The organism is Rhodococcus sp. WY5, from assembly GCF_018588185.1.
GTDB classification, from domain to species: domain Bacteria; phylum Actinomycetota; class Actinomycetes; order Mycobacteriales; family Mycobacteriaceae; genus Rhodococcus_F; species Rhodococcus_F qingshengii.
The window spans coordinates 243,441-262,851 of sequence record NZ_JAAMPR010000002.1 but is presented as its reverse complement, the minus strand read 5'-3'; the positions used below and the strand labels follow the sequence as shown (position 1 = coordinate 262,851).

General features: G+C 61.0%; 22 protein-coding genes and 2 pseudogenes. 13 read left to right on the top strand and 11 right to left on the bottom strand.

Features of this window, described 5'->3' with window-relative positions; genetic code table 11:
* Positions 1-16: 16 nt before the first annotated feature.
* A complete protein-coding gene (locus G4D79_RS30295; RefSeq protein WP_250888058.1) occupies positions 17-223 on the bottom strand; it encodes a hypothetical protein in 207 nt (68 codons plus the stop codon).
* Between the two features lie 203 nt (positions 224-426).
* On the opposite strand from G4D79_RS30295, the gene G4D79_RS30290 reads away from it, so the two are divergent.
* Complete coding sequence (locus tag G4D79_RS30290) at positions 427-717, top strand: hypothetical protein (RefSeq protein ID WP_214514773.1); 291 nt, start codon at positions 427-429, stop codon at positions 715-717.
* Positions 718-1,222: 505 nt separating this feature from the next.
* On the opposite strand, the gene G4D79_RS30285 is transcribed toward G4D79_RS30290, so the two are convergent.
* Entirely contained in the window at positions 1,223-1,699 is a 477-nt protein-coding gene (locus tag G4D79_RS30285; RefSeq protein ID WP_076949118.1) for a hypothetical protein, read from the bottom strand.
* A gap of 121 nt (positions 1,700-1,820) precedes the next feature.
* Here G4D79_RS30285 and G4D79_RS35125 point away from each other — a divergent pair, with 121 nt between their 5' ends.
* Together G4D79_RS35125 and G4D79_RS35120 are read left to right on the top strand one after the other, a co-directional pair.
* The gene (locus G4D79_RS35125; protein WP_256718328.1) at positions 1,821-1,943 is read left to right on the top strand and encodes a hypothetical protein; all 123 of its coding nucleotides are present in this window, start codon (positions 1,821-1,823) and stop codon (positions 1,941-1,943) included.
* 157 nt (positions 1,944-2,100) lie between these two features.
* Positions 2,101-2,235: a hypothetical protein gene (locus tag G4D79_RS35120; protein ID WP_256718329.1), complete on the top strand. Its 135-nt coding sequence runs from the start codon at positions 2,101-2,103 to the stop codon at positions 2,233-2,235.
* An 18-nt stretch (positions 2,236-2,253) separates the two neighbouring features.
* On the opposite strand, the gene G4D79_RS35325 is transcribed toward G4D79_RS35120, so the two are convergent.
* The 4 genes and pseudogenes from G4D79_RS35325 to G4D79_RS30270 all read right to left on the bottom strand — a co-directional run bounded on the left by G4D79_RS35325 (position 2,254) and on the right by G4D79_RS30270 (position 3,582).
* Positions 2,254-2,457 carry a helix-turn-helix domain-containing protein gene (locus G4D79_RS35325; protein WP_308252621.1) on the bottom strand — a complete coding sequence of 68 codons (204 nt, stop codon included), beginning with the start codon at positions 2,455-2,457 and terminating at the stop codon, positions 2,254-2,256.
* A gap of 6 nt (positions 2,458-2,463) precedes the next feature.
* A pseudogene (locus G4D79_RS35320) lies at positions 2,464-2,816 on the bottom strand (recombinase family protein); the annotation flags it as partial.
* Positions 2,813-3,136: a hypothetical protein gene (locus G4D79_RS30275; protein WP_076949119.1), complete on the bottom strand. Its 324-nt coding sequence runs from the start codon at positions 3,134-3,136 to the stop codon at positions 2,813-2,815. The pseudogene G4D79_RS35320 and the gene G4D79_RS30275, both read right to left, overlap by 4 nt.
* Before the next feature lie 305 nt (positions 3,137-3,441).
* On the bottom strand, positions 3,442-3,582 hold the full coding sequence (locus G4D79_RS30270; RefSeq protein WP_179090822.1) for a hypothetical protein: 141 nt from the start codon (positions 3,580-3,582) through the stop codon (positions 3,442-3,444).
* A 397-nt stretch (positions 3,583-3,979) separates the two neighbouring features.
* Here G4D79_RS30270 and G4D79_RS30265 point away from each other — a divergent pair, with 397 nt between their 5' ends.
* The 3 genes from G4D79_RS30265 to G4D79_RS30255 all read left to right on the top strand — a co-directional run bounded on the left by G4D79_RS30265 (position 3,980) and on the right by G4D79_RS30255 (position 6,263).
* Entirely contained in the window at positions 3,980-4,519 is a 540-nt protein-coding gene (locus tag G4D79_RS30265) for a DUF488 family protein (protein ID WP_076949120.1), read from the top strand.
* Positions 4,520-4,871: 352 nt separating this feature from the next.
* Positions 4,872-5,531, top strand: a complete 660-nt coding sequence (locus G4D79_RS30260; RefSeq protein WP_076949121.1) for a carbonic anhydrase — start codon at positions 4,872-4,874, stop codon at positions 5,529-5,531.
* Between the two features lie 144 nt (positions 5,532-5,675).
* Positions 5,676-6,263: a uracil-DNA glycosylase family protein gene (locus tag G4D79_RS30255; protein WP_076949122.1), complete on the top strand. Its 588-nt coding sequence runs from the start codon at positions 5,676-5,678 to the stop codon at positions 6,261-6,263.
* 376 nt (positions 6,264-6,639) lie between these two features.
* On the opposite strand, the gene G4D79_RS30250 is transcribed toward G4D79_RS30255, so the two are convergent.
* From G4D79_RS30250 to G4D79_RS30230, 5 genes are all read right to left on the bottom strand, one after another.
* On the bottom strand, positions 6,640-6,957 hold the full coding sequence (locus G4D79_RS30250) for an MGMT family protein (protein WP_076949123.1): 318 nt from the start codon (positions 6,955-6,957) through the stop codon (positions 6,640-6,642).
* Positions 6,950-10,519, bottom strand: coding sequence for a methionine synthase (gene metH, locus G4D79_RS30245; protein ID WP_214514772.1), 3,570 nt, complete (start codon positions 10,517-10,519; stop codon positions 6,950-6,952). The genes G4D79_RS30250 and metH overlap by 8 nt, the downstream gene beginning before the upstream one ends.
* Positions 10,520-10,742: 223 nt before the next feature.
* Positions 10,743-11,075: a cupin domain-containing protein gene (locus G4D79_RS30240; protein WP_076949383.1), complete on the bottom strand. Its 333-nt coding sequence runs from the start codon at positions 11,073-11,075 to the stop codon at positions 10,743-10,745.
* Positions 11,076-11,191: 116 nt separating this feature from the next.
* A complete protein-coding gene (locus G4D79_RS30235; protein WP_076949385.1) occupies positions 11,192-11,881 on the bottom strand; it encodes a hypothetical protein in 690 nt (229 codons plus the stop codon).
* Positions 11,882-12,058: 177 nt separating this feature from the next.
* Positions 12,059-12,754: a metalloregulator ArsR/SmtB family transcription factor gene (locus tag G4D79_RS30230; RefSeq protein ID WP_076949382.1), complete on the bottom strand. Its 696-nt coding sequence runs from the start codon at positions 12,752-12,754 to the stop codon at positions 12,059-12,061.
* A 60-nt stretch (positions 12,755-12,814) separates the two neighbouring features.
* On the opposite strand from G4D79_RS30230, the pseudogene G4D79_RS34775 reads away from it, so the two are divergent.
* The 7 genes and pseudogenes from G4D79_RS34775 to G4D79_RS30200 all read left to right on the top strand — a co-directional run.
* Positions 12,815-12,943 (top strand): annotated as a pseudogene (locus tag G4D79_RS34775) (ferredoxin family protein); the annotation flags it as partial.
* Between the two features lie 275 nt (positions 12,944-13,218).
* Positions 13,219-14,325: an IS110 family transposase gene (locus tag G4D79_RS30225; RefSeq protein ID WP_082920510.1), complete on the top strand. Its 1,107-nt coding sequence runs from the start codon at positions 13,219-13,221 to the stop codon at positions 14,323-14,325.
* The gene (locus G4D79_RS30220) at positions 14,273-14,602 is read left to right on the top strand and encodes a ferredoxin family protein (RefSeq protein WP_374223455.1); all 330 of its coding nucleotides are present in this window, start codon (positions 14,273-14,275) and stop codon (positions 14,600-14,602) included. The genes G4D79_RS30225 and G4D79_RS30220 overlap by 53 nt, the downstream gene beginning before the upstream one ends.
* A gap of 9 nt (positions 14,603-14,611) precedes the next feature.
* Positions 14,612-16,357 (top strand): cytochrome c oxidase subunit I, encoded by a 1,746-nt coding sequence (gene ctaD / locus G4D79_RS30215; RefSeq protein WP_214514771.1) that lies wholly within the window; start codon positions 14,612-14,614, stop codon positions 16,355-16,357.
* A complete protein-coding gene (locus G4D79_RS30210) occupies positions 16,354-16,800 on the top strand; it encodes a hypothetical protein (RefSeq protein ID WP_214514770.1) in 447 nt (148 codons plus the stop codon). The genes ctaD and G4D79_RS30210 overlap by 4 nt, the downstream gene beginning before the upstream one ends.
* Positions 16,801-16,830: 30 nt before the next feature.
* Positions 16,831-17,241 (top strand): DUF952 domain-containing protein, encoded by a 411-nt coding sequence (locus G4D79_RS30205; protein WP_076949378.1) that lies wholly within the window; start codon positions 16,831-16,833, stop codon positions 17,239-17,241.
* A 120-nt stretch (positions 17,242-17,361) separates the two neighbouring features.
* Complete coding sequence (locus G4D79_RS30200; protein WP_214514769.1) at positions 17,362-19,152, top strand: molybdopterin-dependent oxidoreductase; 1,791 nt, start codon at positions 17,362-17,364, stop codon at positions 19,150-19,152.
* Positions 19,153-19,411: the final 259 nt, after the last annotated feature.

The following is a 19,411-nucleotide window of genomic DNA, read 5'->3' as shown; positions in this document are numbered from 1 at the left end:
GGCTCGAATGTCCTGATCACAGGGTGGTCCGGCCAGCGCTCGTTCCAATGATCGGTGTTGAACACAGCGCCTTCTTCAGCCGGGCAGGCTCGTGTGCGGCGTCGACGGTCGGTGCGATTGTTCGCCAGACTGACACCCCTACCTCTTCGCGGATCTCCATCCGTCCTGTGCGCCGTTGGAATCCCTTGCCCAGGGCCGCGACGTCGAGCTGGACGGAAGTCACCCGCCCGCCCCCGCAGTCAGTAACGGATTCGACGAACATCCAGTCGTAGGATTCACTCTCTTAGAACTTGCCGAGGTATCGAGGGATCTCATCTCCCGGCTGCAACTCGCGGACATATTTACTCGGCCACCAGCGTCTACCCCCGTCGACTAGGCACTCCGCATCTTCGGCATGGTCACGCAAGTCCGGAACCGTATCCCGACATGGTCGCCGCCGGCACCGGAACCATCCTTGTGACCACCGGTGGAGGTTCGATCAGTCCGATGCCGTTCCTGGGAAACCTGAACATCGCCGCTGCGGGCCTTCGCAACTGGGTGCTGAACCTGCACAACGCTCTCGAATCCAAGGGCGTCCACGTTGCCCATGTCGGCATCACCGCCCTCATCGGGGCAGGTCATCCGGAGGCAGAACCGGACGTCATCGCGAAGGCATACACGGCGTTGTACGACCAGCGCCAGGACGCCGAATTGCACTACGTCGCCTACGACGCATAACCCCTCTCGCCTCGTCGAACCGAGTCTTCCGAGGAAGACACCGAAGCAGCAGAGCCGATCTGCACGACGTGAGTGCCGCAAAACGATGCCAGAGCCGCGCGTGAAACACGTTCATGCGGAGTCGATATGGGTCGAAAGCATGCCGATCGGCGCGAGTCCGCCGTCCAGCGCACAATCAAGCTTCATCGGTGTCTCCGCAGGTTCATCGACGTCGCGTGAGGCGAAAAGTGTTGCTGCACAGCAGTTGCAGAGGTCTATTGGTAACCCTGCATATCAGAACTCGCCGTATTGCTTCACGCTCACGCCGGCGTACGGGCGGGGTGCAGCCCTCTCTCAGCGTGCAGAAACTATCCCAACCCGAGATGGGGCCTTCGAATCCGTAAGTGCAGACAATAGACGATCGCAGCTGTCGCTGTCGTGGGCAATTAGCCACCTGCCCCACCCGACACCCACGTCCGTGTCGGTCACCGGGCGGGGTGGGGCGGAGTGATCAGGGTGTGGGCGGCTACGAGCTGCCGAACAGGTTCCCCATCTCCACGCTGCCGAAGAACCCGCCGCCGGGAGGCGGGGTCGTGACCAGGGTGACCGGCTCGCCGTCACCGAGATTGAATGCGTCGACGGGCGGGGTGTCGGGGGTCATTGTGCGGAAGGTGTCAGAGTCGCTGCAGCCGGCGACGACGAGGTAGTCGCCGTCGGGCAGCGTCGTGGTGTACGTCGCCGAACCTCCAACGACCGGCACGAACTGCGGCTCGATGATGACGACAGTGGCGGGGTCGTCGGTAACGCGGACCGCGCAGCTCAAACTGATCCCGTCCGAGGCGACACCGGCGAATTGGACAGTGATCACGTTGCCGTTGGCGGTCACCTCGGCGTTGCCTGCGAAAACGACGGCTCCAGCCAGGGCGGGGTTGGCAATCAGAGCAAGAGCGGTCGCGCCGGATACGGCAGCGGCGGCAGCCAGGCGGCGTGCGGGGAAATTCATCAGGGGCTCCTTGCTATGGGTGATCAGGACTGATCGGTTTGATGCTGTCACGGTAGTAGTGTCCACGCGTGTCTTTGCCATAAACCCACTCCCGCGACGAACCGAATCGAGGTGCTCGCCGATGACACCAGAAGGGCGGGAGCATGCCGTCGATGCTCGCTACCGGGTGGTCACGGCGGCAAAAGAATTCGTTCTACGGATGGCTTTCGAGTACTGCATAAACTGGAGCGCGGTTGCGCGGTGACAGCGCGAAAGATGCTGCGGCGCAGTATATGCAGGGGTTAGAGTGACATAATTGTTATCGGCGCAAGTTTCGTTATCGATAAGGCGTAGCCGGCACATTCACCGGCTGCGTTCAACCCACCGCCTGAACGAGGTTCGGGCTACTCACCCGGCTCGACGTGGACCCCACACGGACCGTATTCGTCGACGACGCACAGATCGCCGTCGACGGCGCGGCCGCTGTCAGAATGACGACAGTCCTGCATCACGACACCCGCTCCACCATCGCCCAGCTCGATACCCTGCTCACTTGATTGTCGACACCGATCGAGCTATTGAGCAGCCGTCAGGAGTGCACGGCTGCCGGAGGATCGGCCGACTCCGAGAGCCTTGGCGATGGCGTCGAGGCTCTTCCCTTGTTCGCGGAGGGTGCGGGCGAGTTCGGTGCGCTCGGGTGTCATGACGGTGGGCCGACCGCCGTGTCGGCCTTGCCGGCGGGCGGTTTCGAGGCCGGCGTGGGTGCGTTCGACGATCATGCGGCGTTCCATTTGAGCGAGGGCTGCCATGATGTGGAAAAGAATTCGCCGCCTGCGGTGGTGGTGTCGAATCCTTCTGTGAGGGAACGGAATGCGATGCCGCGTTCGCCGAGGTTGTGGACGGTGTCGATGACGTGGCGGACGGATCGTCCGAGGCGGTCGAGTTTCCAGACGACGAGGACATCGCCGTCGTGGTCACGTAGGTAGTTCAGGCATTCGGTGAGCTGGGGGCGCTGCGTTTTGGAGCCGGATTCGTAGTCGGTGAAGATGCGGATCGCGCCGGCTTGGCGGAGTACATGTTCTTGCAGTTCGGGGTTTTGTTCGAGGGTGGAGACGCGGGCGCATCCGACGATGCTCACAGTCTCGGTCCTTCTGGTCGGCTGCTGTGTTGTGGGATGGTGCGGCTGTTCATGAGTTGCTGGTCGACCTCGGGGCTCCAGTGGGTGTGGAGCTTGGTGGTGTCGAGGTCGGCTAGTTCTCGCTCCGGAGCATCCGGCTTCGGCGTTGGCCGGATCTCGGTCGACTGTGGTTCATGTTGTGGTGCTTCGGGTTTGATCTGACTTGCCCAGGTGCAGGTCTGTTCGGGCATGGTGTCGTAGTGCTCGATCATGGACTGCCAGTGCTCGGGGAAAACCATGGCGTTCTCGCGGGGTGCGGTGGCGATGGAGTCCGTGGGCACTTCGGTGACGGGTTTTATCGCGGGCCGTAGGACGTCGGCGAGGATGGTGCCGCCATCGATGTAGGCGAAGTTGCGGGCGGCTTGGACGGCGTCGACGCTGAGTTCGCGCCATTCGATGGCCCATCCGACATCGCGGGCAGTCGCCGGGGTCCGGGTAGATGCACATCTGCGTGTCGTCTGTCGTTGCAGGGCAGTCTGTCGTTGCAGGGCAGTCTGTCGTTGCAGGGCAGGAGGTTTGGCCGCAGTCGCAGTTCGTCTCGTTGCTCACCGTTTTTCCTTTGCTCGAGGTTGGTGGGTGGTTGTCGTTACTCGGCGTTGACGCACTGTGCGGCGTCGTTGTGCATGCGAGGGCAGGAGTAGTCACCGCACCCGCAAGTCAGTCCGGCGTAGTGGATGGTTGCCGCGCTGTAGTCGTCGCCCTCGGTGTAGTCGTAGTCGTCGCTCATCGGTGACCTTTCGTTCGAGGCTGGGGACTAATCCCGTGCCCCGCCAATTTTTTTGCCCTTCTGGCATAGGAGAGTTGTACCGGCATGAGGTGGCCGGAGCGCAACTGGTGAGCGGAAGAGTTTTTCTGCGAGCTTGCGAGTTCGGGTTGAAAAAGTCTTTCGAGCCGAAGGCCGGAGCGAAGCGGAGTCAGCGGTTGCGCGCAGGTCACCGCCGGTCAAGATCGGAAGGCCAGAAGGGAAAACAAATAGAACGCTTTTCCAGAACGGAGCGAAGCGGAGTTCTCTTCGGGGGACACCGAAGGTGGCCCGCCGCCGGGCAGGCGTCGGGCATCGACGACCGCATGTTTCGGTTCGGTACGTCGTCTCCGCGAGGGTGGATGCGACGTAGCGTGGCGTCATGTCAGCTATCACGATTTACACTGTCGGGCACTCGACGCACCCGATCGACGAGTTCGTCGATCTCTTGGAGACGTACGGGATCAGGAAGTTGATCGACGTCCGTACCATCGCCAAGTCCCGGCACAATCCGCAGTTCGGTGAGGCTGCTTTGGCGGCGAGCGTGCGCGCGCGCAAGATCACGTACCGCCGTATGACGGCATTGGGCGGTTTACGTCATGTACGCAAAGACAGCGTCAACGGCGCCTGGCGAAACGCGTCATTCCAGGGTTACGCGGACTACATGCAGACGGATGAGTTCGCCGACGCGATCGACCTGCTCGTGAAGCGAGGCCACAACAGCGATGCAGCAATCATGTGCGCGGAAGCTGTGCCGTGGCGATGCCATCGCTCGATGATCGGTGATGCGCTCGTGGTGCGCGGTGTCCTCGTCCTCGACATCATGACCAAGAAGTCGGCACCTCCGCATACGCTCACCTCGTTCGCGCGCGTTGACGGGTCGCGTGTGAGTTACCCGGCCTCGTCGGAGACGTCGCCTTGAGCGTACTGGGCTGAGTGGGCGCGGTGACGAAGTGAGCCGACGAGTTTCCGCAGACACGGAAACCCAACTACCCGACGGCATGATCCATTGTTGGTGATCGCGCGCTCGATCCGGCCACGTCCCCGCGCAGTCACGAACATATGCGGTCATTCGCTCTCACAGCGACCGTTGGTACAGGAGGTTCGTTGTCGACTCTCGCCGTGAGGTCGACGAGGTACTGCAGTCGATCACGGAGTACAGATACGTGTATCGAACGGACGCGTTCGTGCTTACCTTCTGGTCGTACCTCACCACTTGTGGATTAGTGCAACCCTGTCAGCAATGCGGAAGACGTCGTGTGCACAATGAATGAATGCCACGTTCAAGCCCCCTTTCCGCTTGGAAGTCTCTTCGCGAAGGTAACGAGCGATTCGTCAACGACGCGTCCATTCACCCGAGCCAGGGAATCATCGACCGCGCGAAACTGGTCAACGAACAGCATCCCACCGCGGTCCTGTTCGGTTGCGGTGATTCGCGCGTAGCCGCCGAGATCATCTTCGATCAGGGTCTCGGCGACATGTTCGTCGTCCGCACCGCAGGTCACGTGCTCGACGATTCGGTGCTCGGTTCGATCGAATACGCCATAGACGTGCTCGACGTGCCACTCATCGTCGTCCTCGGCCACGACAGTTGCGGCGCAGTGAAAGCCACTCTCGATGCCTTGGACAAGAACACGGTGCCCGACGGTTTCATTCGTAGTGTGATCGAACGCGTCGCCCCCTCGATCCTGATGGGCCGTCGCGAGGGATTGTCCACGGTCGACGAACTCGAAGGTCGTCATGTGGTGGAAACAGGGTCGTTGATCATGCAGAGGTCGCGGATCATCGCGGAAAAAGTGGACAAAGGCGCCTGCGCGATCGTCGGCGTCACCTACACATTGTCCGACGGGTATATGCGTCTTCGAGGCACGGTTGGAGACATAGGAGAAACCGTGCCAAATACTGGGGGACTCGACGCCCCCGCTGCCCGCTGACTGAGGGACCTGTCAGCCGGCCTACCGACGCGACTGCGAGCCTTCCAACTAGATTTCGGTGATTTCCCGGTACGCCGACGACCTTGAACGCATCTGATAACGAGGTCACTTCAATGCTTGCCTCGACCCCGGAGATGAGGGAATATGCCGGAACCATTGGCTGAGTTGCTCAGGGACATCCGACGATGCACGCTCTGCGCGGACCACCTGCCGTGCGGACCGCGTCCCGTGCTGCAAGCAGGCTCATCGGCTCGGCTGCGTGTGATCGGCCAGGCGCCCGGCCGCAAAGTCCATACGACAGGCGTTCCCTGGGACGATCCTTCAGGTGACCGTCTGCGCACGTGGCTCGGTCTGACGCCCACAGAGTTCTACGACCCGGACAAGGTAGCCGTCATGTCGATGGGCTTTTGCTATCCAGGCAAAGCCAGGTCGGGCGATAAACCACCGAGATCCGAATGCGCATCTCATTGGCATGAGGCACTGAACGATCGTTTGCTCGACGTCCGACTCACGGTGTTGGTCGGTCAGTATGCGCAGGCACATTATCTACGTGGTCGGCGCAAGCCGACGCTGACCGAGACCGTGAAAGCAGCGAAGGATTACCTGCCGTTGGGGTATCTTCCCCTCCCACATCCTTCTCCGCGCAACCAGCCGTGGCTTGCCAAGAACCTGTGGTTCGAGAAGGACGTGTTGCCGATCGTCCAGACCGCAATTCGCTCGCTCGCCCTGTGAGAGATCTTTTTCCTTCACGTAGAGGTTCAGCGCGAAGCGCGAACACATCTGTGTTCGTCAGTGATCAATTGACCGTCTACATCACCGAACCAATACCGGACGGACCTCTCGGACGCTGAGCTCACCCCGTTCACACGCCGCGCCGGCGCTACACGCTCTCGCGCCTTACACACTGCCCCCGGATGTGTCGCCAACTGCCATTTCACTGAGAGCATGCCGAGGCCGCGCAGCGAGGGGCCGTGTCTCATCCGACATACCAGATTTAAGACATGGTCCCGGGGAGCAGATACCAGGGTGAAGAAGACTTATTCACATGGCGGACATGGCATTCATCAAAGGTGATTGCAGGACGGTTCTCGCCATCACGTCCGGTGGATCATCCATCCCACAGCGCGTGTACGAGGTCGACCCGTCCGCCACGCATGAGCGTCCCTTCGCCGCGCAGTAGGACGAGAGCACTATTGCCGTGACAGGTAGCGGGAGTGCCGTTGGCGTAGACCACGCGATGCCAATGTGTTTCGTCCGCCCAACGGGTCATGACCTGCCCGACTTGGCGAGGATGCGCGTCGACGGTGTCAGCGATCAGTCCGTATGTCATCACTCGTCCTGCAGGGATACGGTCGATGATGTCGAGGACGCGGCGAGCGAACGGCGAGGGGCCGTCTTCGAATATTTCGGTCGACAGCTCAGACATTGAAATACTTTGCTTCCGGGTGGTGCAGGACAAAAGCGTCCGTGGACTGCTCGGGATGCAGCTGCAGCTCCTCGGACAATTCGACGCCGATTCGTTCGGATTCGAGCAACGCAACCAACTTGGCTCGATCCTCGAGATCCGGGCACGCGCCGTATCCGAACGAATAACGAGCGCCGCGGTACTCGAGATCGAAGTAACCGGCAACCTCGGTGGGATCCTGCTCCGCGACGGTGTGACCCTCGGGAAGCACTAGCTCTTCACGGACGCGTCGATGCCAGTACTCGGCCAGAGACTCCGTGAGCTGGACACCGATTCCGTGAACCTCGAGGTAATCGCGGTACGAGTTCGACGCGAACAACTCGTTGGCGAAGTCCGCGATCGGCTGACCCATCGTCACCAACTGGAACGGAAGAACGTCGACCTGCCCGGTCGCTTCTGCGTCCTTGCGCGAGCGAACGAAGTCCGCGATGCACAGGAAGCGGTCGCGGTGCTGGCGCGGGTAGGTGAACCGGAACCTTTCGGGTGCATCCGGTTTCGGCTCGGTGAGCACGATGACGTCGTCGCCCTCCGAGATCGCCGGGAAGTACCCGTACACGACCGCGGCATGCGCGAGGATGCCCTCGGACGTCAACCGATCGAGCCAGTACCGAAGTCGCGGACGGCCTTCCGACTCGACCAGTTCCTCGTACGTCGGACCGTCGCCCTTGCGCTGACCGCGAAGGCCCCACTGGCCGAGGAAAAGAGCGCGCTCGTCGAGCAGCCCCGAGTACTCGGACAGCGAGATTCCCTTGACGATGCGCGAGCCCCAGAAGGGAGGTGTCGGCACCGCGATGTCGGTTGCGACATCGGAACGCTCCGGCAGGACCACGGGAACCGCTGCAGCCTTACGCTTTTCGGCGATGCGCTTGGAACGCTCGTGACGTGCCTTACGCTCGGCAGCCTTCTCGCGAGCAGCGATGGCCTCCGGGCTGTCCGGCGCCGGGCCGCCACCACGCTTGGTCGTCATGATCTGGTCCATCAAGTTCAGACCCTCGAAGGCGTCGCGGGCATAGCTGACGTCGCCCTCGTACACCTCCTGCAGGTCGTTCTCGACGTAGGAGCGCGTGAGCGCCGCACCACCGAGCAGAACCGGGAACTTCTCGGCGACTCCGCGTGCGTTGAGTTCCTGGAGGTTTTCCTTCATCACGACAGTGGACTTCACGAGCAGTCCGGACATGCCGATCACGTCGGCTTTCTTGTCCAACGCGACGTCGAGGATGGTCGCGATCGGCTGCTTGATACCGATGTTGACGACCTCGTAGCCGTTGTTGCTCAAGATGATGTCGACCAGGTTCTTGCCGATGTCGTGAACGTCGCCCTTGACGGTCGCGATCACGATGCGACCCTTGCCGTCCTCGTCGCTCGCTTCCATGTGCGGTTCGAGGAATGCCACGGCAGCCTTCATGACCTCGGCCGACTGCAACACGAACGGCAACTGCATCTGTCCGGAGCCGAACAGCTCGCCGACGGTCTTCATGCCCGAGAGCAAGGTCTCGTTGATGATGGCCAGCGGAGGCTTGATCGTCATCGCCTCGGTGAGGTCGTCGTCGAGGCCGTTGCGCTCACCGTCGACGATGCGGCGTTCGAGCCGGTCGAACAACGGAAGTCCCGCCAGTTCCTGCGCACGGGACTCGCGCGCCGACGCTGCCGAGACACCCTCGAACAGAGCCATCAGCTTCTGCAGCGGGTCGTACCCCTCGCTACGACGGTCGTAGACGAGGTCGAGTGCGGTTTCACGCTGCTCGTCAGGAATTCGGGCCATCGGCAGAATCTTGGACGCATGAACGATCGCCGTGTCCAGACCTGCCTCGGTGCACTCGTGCAGGAACACCGAGTTGAGGACCTGACGAGCGGCCGGGTTCAAACCGAACGAGATGTTCGAGATACCCAGGGTGAAGTGGAGTTCCGGGTACGCAGCCTTGAGCTGACGGATCGCTTCGATGGTCTCGATGCCGTCGCGTCGCACCTCTTCCTGACCGGTCGAGATGGGGAAGGTCAAGGCGTCGACGATGATGTCGGACTCGGCGAGTCCCCAGTTTCCCTTGATGTCCTCGATCAGACGCTTGGCGATGGCGACCTTCGTCTCGGCGGTGCGAGCCTGGCCCTCTTCGTCGATGGTCAGGGCGACGACCGCCGCGCCGTGCTCCTTGACCAGAGTCATGATCTTGTGGAAACGCGATTCGGGGCCGGCGCCGTCTTCGTAGTTGACGGAGTTGACGGCGCAGCGGCCACCGAGGTGCTCGAGGCCGGCTTGCAGCACGGCAGGCTCGGTGGAGTCGAGCATGATCGGCAGCGTCGAGGACGTCGCCAGGCGGCTGGCAAGTTCCGACATGTCGGCGGCACCGTCGCGGCCCACGTAGTCGACGTTGAGGTCGAGCATGTGTGCGCCGTCGCGGGTCTGGTCCTTGGCGATGTCCAGGCACTTCTGGTAGTCCGCGGAGAGCATCGCCTCGCGGAAAGCCTTGGAGCCGTTGGAGTTCGTGCGTTCGCCGATCATCAGGATGCTGGCGTCCTGCTCGAACGGCACCGCCGAGTACAGCGAAGAGGTGCTCGGCTCGTGGATCGGCGTGCGCTGGGCCTTCTCGACCTGACGAACCGCGTCGGCGACCGCGCTGATGTGCTCGGGCGTCGTACCGCAGCAGCCACCGACGAGGCCGAGTCCGAACTCGGAGACGAAACCACTGAGGGCTTCGGCCAATTCGTCGGCAGTCAGCGGATACTCGGCACCCTTGGGGCCGAGCTGCGGCAGGCCGGCATTGGGCATGACCGACACCGGCAGCGTGGAGTACTTGGACAGATGACGGAGATGTTCACTCATCTCGGCCGGCCCGGTGGCACAGTTCAGACCGATCATGTCGATACCGAGTGGCTCGAGTGCCGTCAGCGCCGCACCGATCTCACTGCCCAGGAGCATCGTTCCGGTTGTCTCGACCGTCACGTGCGTGATGATCGGCAACCGCAGTCCGAGTTGCTCCATCGCACGCTGGCTGCCGAGGATTGCAGCTTTCACCTGAAGCAGGTCCTGGCAGGTTTCGACGAGGATGGCGTCGGCGCCACCGTCGATCATGCCGAGCGCAGCTTCGGTGTACGCGTCACGCAGGACTGCGTACGGTGCGTGTCCCAGGCTGGGGAGCTTGGTTCCCGGTCCCATCGAGCCGAGTACGAATCGGGCCATGCCGTCGCGGCCTGGTCCCATCTCGTCCGCTACTTCACGGGCGAGAGCAGTGCCTTTTTCCGCGAGTTCGCGGATCCGGTGAGAGATGTCGTAGTCGGCGAGGTTGGGCAGGTTGCAACCGAAGGTGTTGGTCTCGACGGCATCGGCACCAGCGGCGAAGTACGCACGGTGGATGTCTTTGAGCACGTCGGGACGGGTGTCGTTGAGGATCTCATTGCACCCCTCGAGGCCGAGGAAGTCGTCCAGGGTGAGGTCCGCGGCCTGCAACATGGTGCCCATCGCTCCGTCGCCGATGACAACGCGCTGTTTCAGCGCATCAAGCAGGGCAGAGTTAAATGGGGCAGACATGCCGCCGACAGCGGACTCCGAGGAATCAGTGGCGATCGGATCTTTCGTCTCGAAACCGTTCAATGCATTTACCTAACAGGACGATTGCCATCGACACGTAGAAGTACCGCGAACCGTGCACGCGGGTGATGCGGGGCACAGCTCGCGACCGGAGCATGGTCGATGACGAAGCAGAGTAAGAAATGACGGTCACATCAGTGGCCGCGGTCGGCCGTCGATACTTTCAGATTGTTTTAGCGACCGTCAGCAGTACGCACGAGGCCTCCAGCGCTTCGAGAGAATGCCGAGCATTCGGGACGATCAACAGATCGCCGGATGATCCCTCCCACGCATTTTCGTCCGCGCACAGGCGTACCCGGCCAGTGAGGACATAGACGGTCGCTTCCCCAGGGTTCTCGTGCTCGTCGAGTTTTTGCCCCGCGGCCAGCGCGATGACGGTTTGACGCAGGACGTGTTCATGGCCGCCGTACACGGTACGAGCGCTACGGCCACTCTTCGAGCTTCCCGCCTTGTCGGCGAGTTGGCGAGCGAGCGCTGTCAATGACATCTTCTCCACGATGTTCGCTTTCTTTGCATTTATGCGGTGCTGGCCAGGGATTTCACTCGTTCTCGACTAGTCCGGCCATGAGGAGGTTCCTCAGTTGGTTCATGGGCATTTCGGAGGGCGTTAAATCAGGGCTGCTGCGGCGGGGGTGGGGGATGATCTCGCGCGGTGAGGAACTTGGCGGGGTCACTGCCGGCGCGGGCGCCGCTATCTAACCATCGGGCGAATCCCCTTGGATCTCGACGTTCGATTTCGTCGAGAAAAGCCTCGCGGGTACGCGCGAGGTGCAGGGCGTCCGTGACCGAGGGCGATGTCGAGGGATCGCTCTTCAGGGCGGCAAAGCTCATTCGCCAACATCGGCACAGGGCTTCGTTCGACAGTTGACTGCAGTCCGGCAGCGGATGAAGCGGCACATCGACAGGGCGTGGGTGGATCAGTGTACTCCTCGGCGAGCGCGGCGGTGACTGTGTGCACTCGACACTGTCGCGAAGATAGCAGCATACCGGAGCAGAGGTGATGGCCATCAGCAGTATCAACGGTAAGGCAGCAGCGCCGGCGAGCGTGATCAATCCGATGACAGTGACCACTCCTGCCGCCCACGTAGCACCGTCTCGTAGCGCAATCGGAAGGAGATTTCGCGGTGGTGGGGTAGTACGACGTGTGATCGGTCGCAGCCAGGGTGAACCCCCTCCGATCAACACTGCGGCAATCACCGCCGAGACCAGAACGTCGGTTTGGACGGTGACGGCTGCGGCGATCCCCCCTGAAGCGGCCAGGATGACCGCGGTAATCCACCAGATCATGCGATAGATGCTCATGGGATGTAATCCGTTGTGGTGAGGAAGTTTCCGGCTGTTCATTTCTCGATGCGGTCCGCCGAAACGGGGAACATCTTCGATCGCGCGAGCACGTCAGTGGTCCAACAATGTATGAGGGAGGGGAATGTGACTGTGCGAGTTCGATATTGATAGACACCGGCTGTATGTACCTGGGCATCATTGCCGCTCCAGTTGCGCGAGACACGTATGCGCGGTGTCCCAGGGGGTGAGCGTGCTCTTGATCTGACGTGCGCCGAGTCGTGTCAGAACGCCGCGTATCAGACCGAGATGTAAGGAGCAGACAACGGAGGGGTTCTGTCGGGCGACGCTTTCGAACGGACAGGCGTGCAATCGGATACGCGTTCGGGAAGTCGAGGATTCGAGTTCCGGATCGAACCCCATCTCCGCGAACAAGGTAGTGACGACGACCACCGCATCTTCTGCGGATCGACCGTTTCCGGAGGTTTCGCCGAGATCGTCCAGCGCCCACTGCCGACCCGCAGCCTCGGCGAGCTGTTCCGGATCACCGTCCGCGTGGCGTGCGAAGTGCGCCGCCAAAACGTGGGCCAACTTTTCGTATCCGGAGGTGATGCCGAATCCTGACCCGAGTGGATTCTGTGCCCGGTAAAGCTGGCGCGGACGCCCTCGGATGACGTTGCGCTCGGTGTCCTTCGCGATCAGACCGACTTCGATCAACGCATTGAGGTGGAACCGAACTGTGCTCACATGCAGGCCGCACAGATCCGCCAGTTCGGTGGCGGTCATCGATTCCGCGGCAGCCCGCAAGGCATCCAACAGTTGAACTCGCCGCCCAGACGCCAGCACTGCATGGGTGCCGGCGCGCGCAGAACCGGTTCCCTTTCGTATCGCCATACTGTAAGACTTTAGAGGAAAGATTTCCTTAAAAATAGGCAGTGCCCCCGGAGGTCGCTCATGACATACGTGATCGCAGCACCATGTATCGACGTGTTGGACCGGGGGTGCGTCGAGGAATGCCCGGTGGACTGCATCTACGAAGGAGCGCGGTCGCTCTACATCCACCCCGACAGTGAGACTGTTTGTGCCGGTGTTTTCGGATTTCCTGACCGTTAACGCATGGAGACGAGAGAATGCTGGTGCCGGGAGTTCCCAGTGTTCCTGACCCGCACTCCGATCGACGATCGTATGTCTTTCCTTGGATTTGTCGGTTCCTGGGAACCCCCGGTGAGGCGCTACGCCTCACCGTCGGGGTGACCTGAGGAGAGCCTGCACCACCAGGTGCTCATCACTGTCTTGTCCGCCGGTTCGGTCGATGCGCGGCGCCGCCTTGCTCATCGGTCAACGGAGAGGAAAGCGACATGACAAGGATGCCTGACAAAGCCGATCTCGATCAAGACCGGGAAGTGTTCGCCGGAGTCGATACCCACAAAGAACTGCACGTCGCCGCGGTGATCGATACCGACGACAACGTCCTCGGAACTCGCAGTTTTCCGACCACCCGAAACGGGTATCGAACCATGCTGACCTGGATCGGCGAGTACGGCAATCTGATCCGGATCGGTATTGAGGGCACTGGCTCCTACGGAGCTGGGCTGACCCGCCACCTCGCGAAAGCCGGCGTGACGGTACTCGAGGTGGACCGCCCCGATCGCTCGGACCGCCGCCGTAAGGGCAAAAACGACGACCTCGATGCCATTAACGCAGCGCGTGCAGCCAAAACCAACCGGCGCACCACCACCCCGAAATCGAAAGACGGTGCCGTCGAGTCACTTCGTGTGTTGAGGGTGACCCGAGCCCATTCGGTACGAGAGCGGCGCAGTGCGCTGCAACTATTGCGGATGACGATCATCTCCGCTCCCGACGAGCTGCGCGAGCAGGTCCGCGATCTGACGCGGATGCAGCTGATACGCCTCCTCGCCGCGTGGCGGCCGGATGTCTCGAACGCTACCGATCCTGTGACCGCCTACCGGGTTTCGCTGAAATCCCTGGCTCGCCGCTATCTCGAATTGACCGACGAGATCGCCGATCTCGACGAACTGATCAACCCGATCGTGAAAGCCCTCGCACCTCAACTACTCGAGCGCGTCGGAATCGGTATCGAAGTCGCCGGACAAATGCTTGTCACCGCCGGCGACAATTCCGATCGAATGAAATCCGAAGCCGCGTTCGCGATGCTATGCGGTGTCGCGCCGCTACCCGCATCTTCTGGCATGACCCAACGCCACCGCCTCAATCGCGGCGGTGACCGCCAAGCCAACCGAGCCTTGCATCTGGCCGTCATCGGCCGCATTCGACTCGACCCGAAAACCCAGGCCTACGTAGAGAAGAAAACCAGCGAAGGCCACTCGAAACTGGAAACCATTCGGTGCCTGAAACGCTACCTGGCTCGCGAGGTCTACTACCTCCTCAACCCTGGACCGCAGACCATCACCCCGAACACCCGACACCATCGAAAAGCAGCTTGACTCTCAGGAGAGCATCGAATGCATCGACTGCGGCGCGTGCGAACCGGTCTGCCCGGTCGAGGCCATCTCGTACGAATCCGACGTCCCCGCCCGCTGGGAAGATTTCATCGATGACAACGCCCGCTTCTTCCATCGGCCACTGCCCGGTGCGTCCGAGATGGTGGGATCACCGGGAGGATCCATGAATCTCGGTCGCGTAGGTGTCGATACGGAATTGGTAGGCGGGTACCCGCACTCGAATCGTCCGGATATCGGACCGCCATCTCCCGCGCAGTGAGGAACGGCCATGACTCCCGTTGTGACAGAGCTCCTTCCTTCGCGGCCTTACCCGAAACGGCGGGGGCTCAAGGGCACGTTCCTCTATTCCGCTGCCACTACGACCGATCCCAAACAGCTGGGCGTGATGTATCTGGTCACCTCGTTCGCCTTCTTCATGCTGGGCGGATTGATGGCCCTGCTGATCCGGACCGAACTTGCCGTCCCCGGTCTTCAGTTTCTCTCGAACGAGCAGTACAACCAGCTCTTCACCATGCACGGCACGATCATGTTGCTGCTCTATGCCACTCCGATCGTCTTCGGCTTCGCGAACTACATACTTCCCCTGCAGATCGGCGCACCGGATGTGGCGTTCCCGCGACTGAACGCACTCAGCTACTGGCTGTACCTCTTCGGTGCGCTCGTCACCGTATCCGGATTCCTCACCCCCGGAGGTGCCGCCGACTTCGGATGGACGGGTTATTCCCCGCTGACCAGTACCCTGCATTCACCAGGTGTCGGCGGGGATCTGTGGATCATGGGACTCGCACTGGCCGGCGTCGGGACCATCTTGGGTGGGGTCAACATGATCACCACCGTGATCTGTCTGCGTGCACCCGGGATAACGATGTTCCGGATGCCCATCTTCACGTGGAATGTCTTCATCACCATGATCCTGGTGTTGTCGGCTTTTCCTATTCTCACTGCAGCGCTGATGGGACTGCTCGTGGACCGACACTTGGGCGGGCATCTCTTCGATCCCGCCACCGGTGGTGCGATCCTGTGGCAACATCTGTTCTGGTTCTTCGGACATCCCGAGGTGTACATCGTGGCGATACCGTTCTTCGGTATCGTGTCGGAGATCTTTCCGGTCTTCTCCCGCAAGCCGATCTTCGGCTATCTCGGACTCGTCTACGCGACGATCGCCATATCGGCACTGTCGGCGGCAGTATGGGCACATCACATGTTTGCCACGGGAGCCGTTCTGCTGCCGTTCTTTTCGATGATGAGTTTTCTCATTGCCATACCGACCGGGGTCAAATTCTTCAACTGGATCGGAACGATGTGGAAAGGACAATTGACCTTCGAAACGCCGATGCTGTTCTCGATCGGGTTTCTGATCACCTTCCTCTTCGGAGGTCTCTCCGGGGTGATATTGGCGAGCCCGCCGCTCGACTTCCACGTCACCGATTCGTACTTTCTCGTCGCACACTTCCACTACGTCCTCTTCGGGACGATCGTCTTCGCCACGTACGCCGGGATCTATTTCTGGTTCCCGAAAATCACCGGACGATTCATGAACGAACGACTCGGTAGGTGGCATTTCTGGACGACCTTCATCGGTTTCCACACAACCTTTCTGGTGCAACATTGGCTCGGCGCCGAAGGTATGCCGCGCCGATACGCCGATTACCTGCCCTCGGACGGATTCACCACGCTGAACACGATCTCCACGATCGGTTCGTTCGTTCTCGGCGCATCACTGTTGCCGTTCGTGTGGAACGTGTTCACGTCCTACCGCTACGGCCAGGTCGTCACGGTCGACGATCCGTGGGGGTACGGCAATTCGCTCGAATGGGCTACAAGTTGTCCGCCGCCGCGGCACAACTTCACCGAACTGCCGCGGATCCGCTCCGAGCGTCCCGCATTCGAACTGCATTACCCGCACATGACCGAACGAATGAGGACGGAAGAACATGCAGGTAGAAGGAAGGCTGTCACCTCCGCAGTGAACGAACCGAACTCGATCCCGTCCGGTGAGCCTGATGACCTATGACAGAAGCGGCACGCTACGCACAATTGATTTTGCCGGTCTTCTGGCTCGGGATGGTCGCTGCGATTTCCTTCCTGGAAGCACCGATCAAGTTTAGTGCTCCAGGAGTGAGCCTGGCCATCGGGCTCGGGATCGGCCGGAAGGTCTTCACCGCACTGAACGCCGTGGAGTTGGTTCTGGCACTGATATTGGCGGCATCCTGCATGGCCGCGAAACCTGACGCACCCGCGTTGACGTTCTTCGTGCTGGTCGCACTGGTGCTCGTTGTTCAGGTTGTGGTGATCCGGCCGCGGCTCTGTAGACGGTCCGACCGGATCCTTGCCGGAGGAGACCTACCACGTTCGACGATGCATCTGGTGTACATCGCATTCGAGTTGGTGAAGGTGGTGTTGTTGGTCAGCGTGATCATGTCTCTGTTCCGGGTGTTGTCCGCATGTCTTCACTGACACCCGGACCACTTCGATGAAAGGTTTCCGATGAGCGAATGTATTTTTCACATAGCCCTTGCTGACGACTGGGAGGGCGCTCAACGATTCGGAGAATATGAAGGATCAACCCGCGCAACGACTCTTGATCAAGTCGGCTTCATCCATGCTGCCACTGCTGCGGATCTCGACTATGTTCTCTCGACAGTGTACGAAGACCTCCGACTTCCACTGGTAGTGGTGGTTGTCGATCAGGATGCCCTCCTTGCTGCGGGGGTCTCGATCAGGTGGGACGAGCGCAACCCATCGCCTCCTGGTACAGGCACGCGGGTTCCAGGGATCTTGGGAGCACTACCGCTGGATCCGGACATCGTCCTCGATGTTCTCCCGATCGAGGAAGTCGACGAGAAATGGGTGGTTCCCGACGTGTCCGCATATACGCTCCGAGATGCGACGCGGTAGTCGACAAAAACCAGGTAAGCCGACTTTGCGGCTAATAGTGGTGCGTAGGGTCAGGTCATCGAACAATTTTTTGGTCACCGGTATCTCGCCGGTGTCGCTGACAGCGTTTGGATGTGACCGATGGTCGACTCCACCGATTCACCTACACCGCCGAGTGCGGCTCCCGATGCTGCGCGGACTCCTGCTGTGGCGCACAGCTTCCGCACACAATTGACCCCAGGTGCGGACGTCGTCGACCCCGTCACGTGGGCGGGTTCGGTACCGTACGCCACCGGCATCGCACCTCGCATGCGCATCGGCCACAGCAGATGGTTCAACCTGCTCTGGCTGCTCCCTCTCGGATTCGTCGTCCTGATCGGGGCAGTCGCAGCGGCGCAACACCTGCGCAGCATGTCGTCCGTGCAGGTGTTCATCGAGCAGCATCCCGGTGCGAGTGAGCCCGGTCCAGGCGAAACGTCGGCCCTCCCCGCATGGTTGGGTGCGCAACACTTTCTCAATCTGTTTCTGATGGTCTTCATCATCCGGTCGGGAGCACAGATCCTCACCGACCACCCTCGGCTGTACTGGACTCGCCACAGCACACCTGGCCGGGAATGGTTCCGTATCCAGAAACCTGTTCCTGCCGATCCCTTTTGGACAGCGAAGAAGGACTCGATCAGCCTGCCCGGACAAGTGGGTTTACCGGGGATCCGGCACTCGATCGGCCTGGCCCGGTGGTGGCATCTCGGCACCAACACGCTGTGGCTGCTCAACGGTCTGATCTTCTACGTGTTGCTGCTCGTGACCGGGCAATGGCGGCATGTGATTCCGACCAGCTGGGACGTCTTCCCCAACACCATATCTGTACTTCTGCAATACCTTTCGCTCGACTGGCCGACCGAAGATCACTGGATGGCATACAACGGACTGCAACTGCTCGCCTACTTCGTCACGGTCTTCGTCGCCGCTCCGGTCGCGATGATCACCGGGTTGGGTATGTCGCCGGCGTTGTCCACCCGTTTCAGGCGGGTCAGCAAAGTATTGAGCATTCAAACTGCCCGCTCGCTGCACTTTCTCGTACTGATCTGGTTCCTGGCGTTCATCGTGATCCACGTGGCGATGGTCTTCACGACCGGTCTGCTCCGCAACGCCAACCACATGTACGCGTCGAGGGATGACAACAGCTGGATCGGCTTCACGATCTTTGCGGTCTCGATGGTGGTCGTTATTGTCGGCTGGGTTGCGGCAACCCCGTTCACGCTGCGTCATCCACGGGTGGTTCAGCGAGTGGGTTTCGCGCTCATCGGACCAGCGCAGCGCTTGTTCGAGCACGTCGACTCCAAGCCGGGCGAATACACCGAGAAGGACATCTCCCCGTACTTCTGGCACAACGGGCAGTACCCCGAATCCGAGGAGTACCAAGCTCTTTTGGTCGGCAACTTCGTCGACTACCGGTTGCGGGTCAACGGACTGGTCGAGCACCCGGTGGAATTGGACCTGGCTGACCTCCGCGCACTACCACTACAGGAGCAGATCACCCAGCATTTCTGCATCCAGGGATGGTCGGGCATCGCCAGGCGGGGCGGGGTGTCGATGCAGACGATCATCGACCTTGTGCAACCGAAACCGGGCGCGAAGTGGGTGGTGTTCTATTCACTCGGTGACGGACCGGACGGGGGTATCTACTATGACGCGCACCCGATCGAACAGATGGGATACCACCTGACGATGCTTGCCTACGACATGAATGGAGCCCCCTTGCCGTTCGGCCATGGTGCACCGCTGCGACTCCGCAATGAGACGCAACTCGGTTTCAAGCAGGTCAAGTGGCTCAAGGGCGTGGAGTTCGTCGCGGACTATTCCGACGTCGGTGGCGGCTTCGGCGGGTACAACGAGGATCATGAATTTTTCGGGTACCGGCAATCCTTGTAAACCTGTCCTGCAGACGACTGCTGTGATGTGAGATATTCGTCGACCGCAAAGGTCGATCAACGGACAACGCAAACACGACACCCGGAAAAGGAACAATGCGACAAGCGAAAAGTCAGCCGCACAGCGCTCGCTGACGACGCGGGCGGAAATGCGCGCGCTTCGGAGAGTACGAGGATCCACTCGGACCGATGTTCGACCGGACCGATTCATCGCTGTTGTCACCACCGAGCACCTCGGCGAGGTGGATATCCGGGCTTAC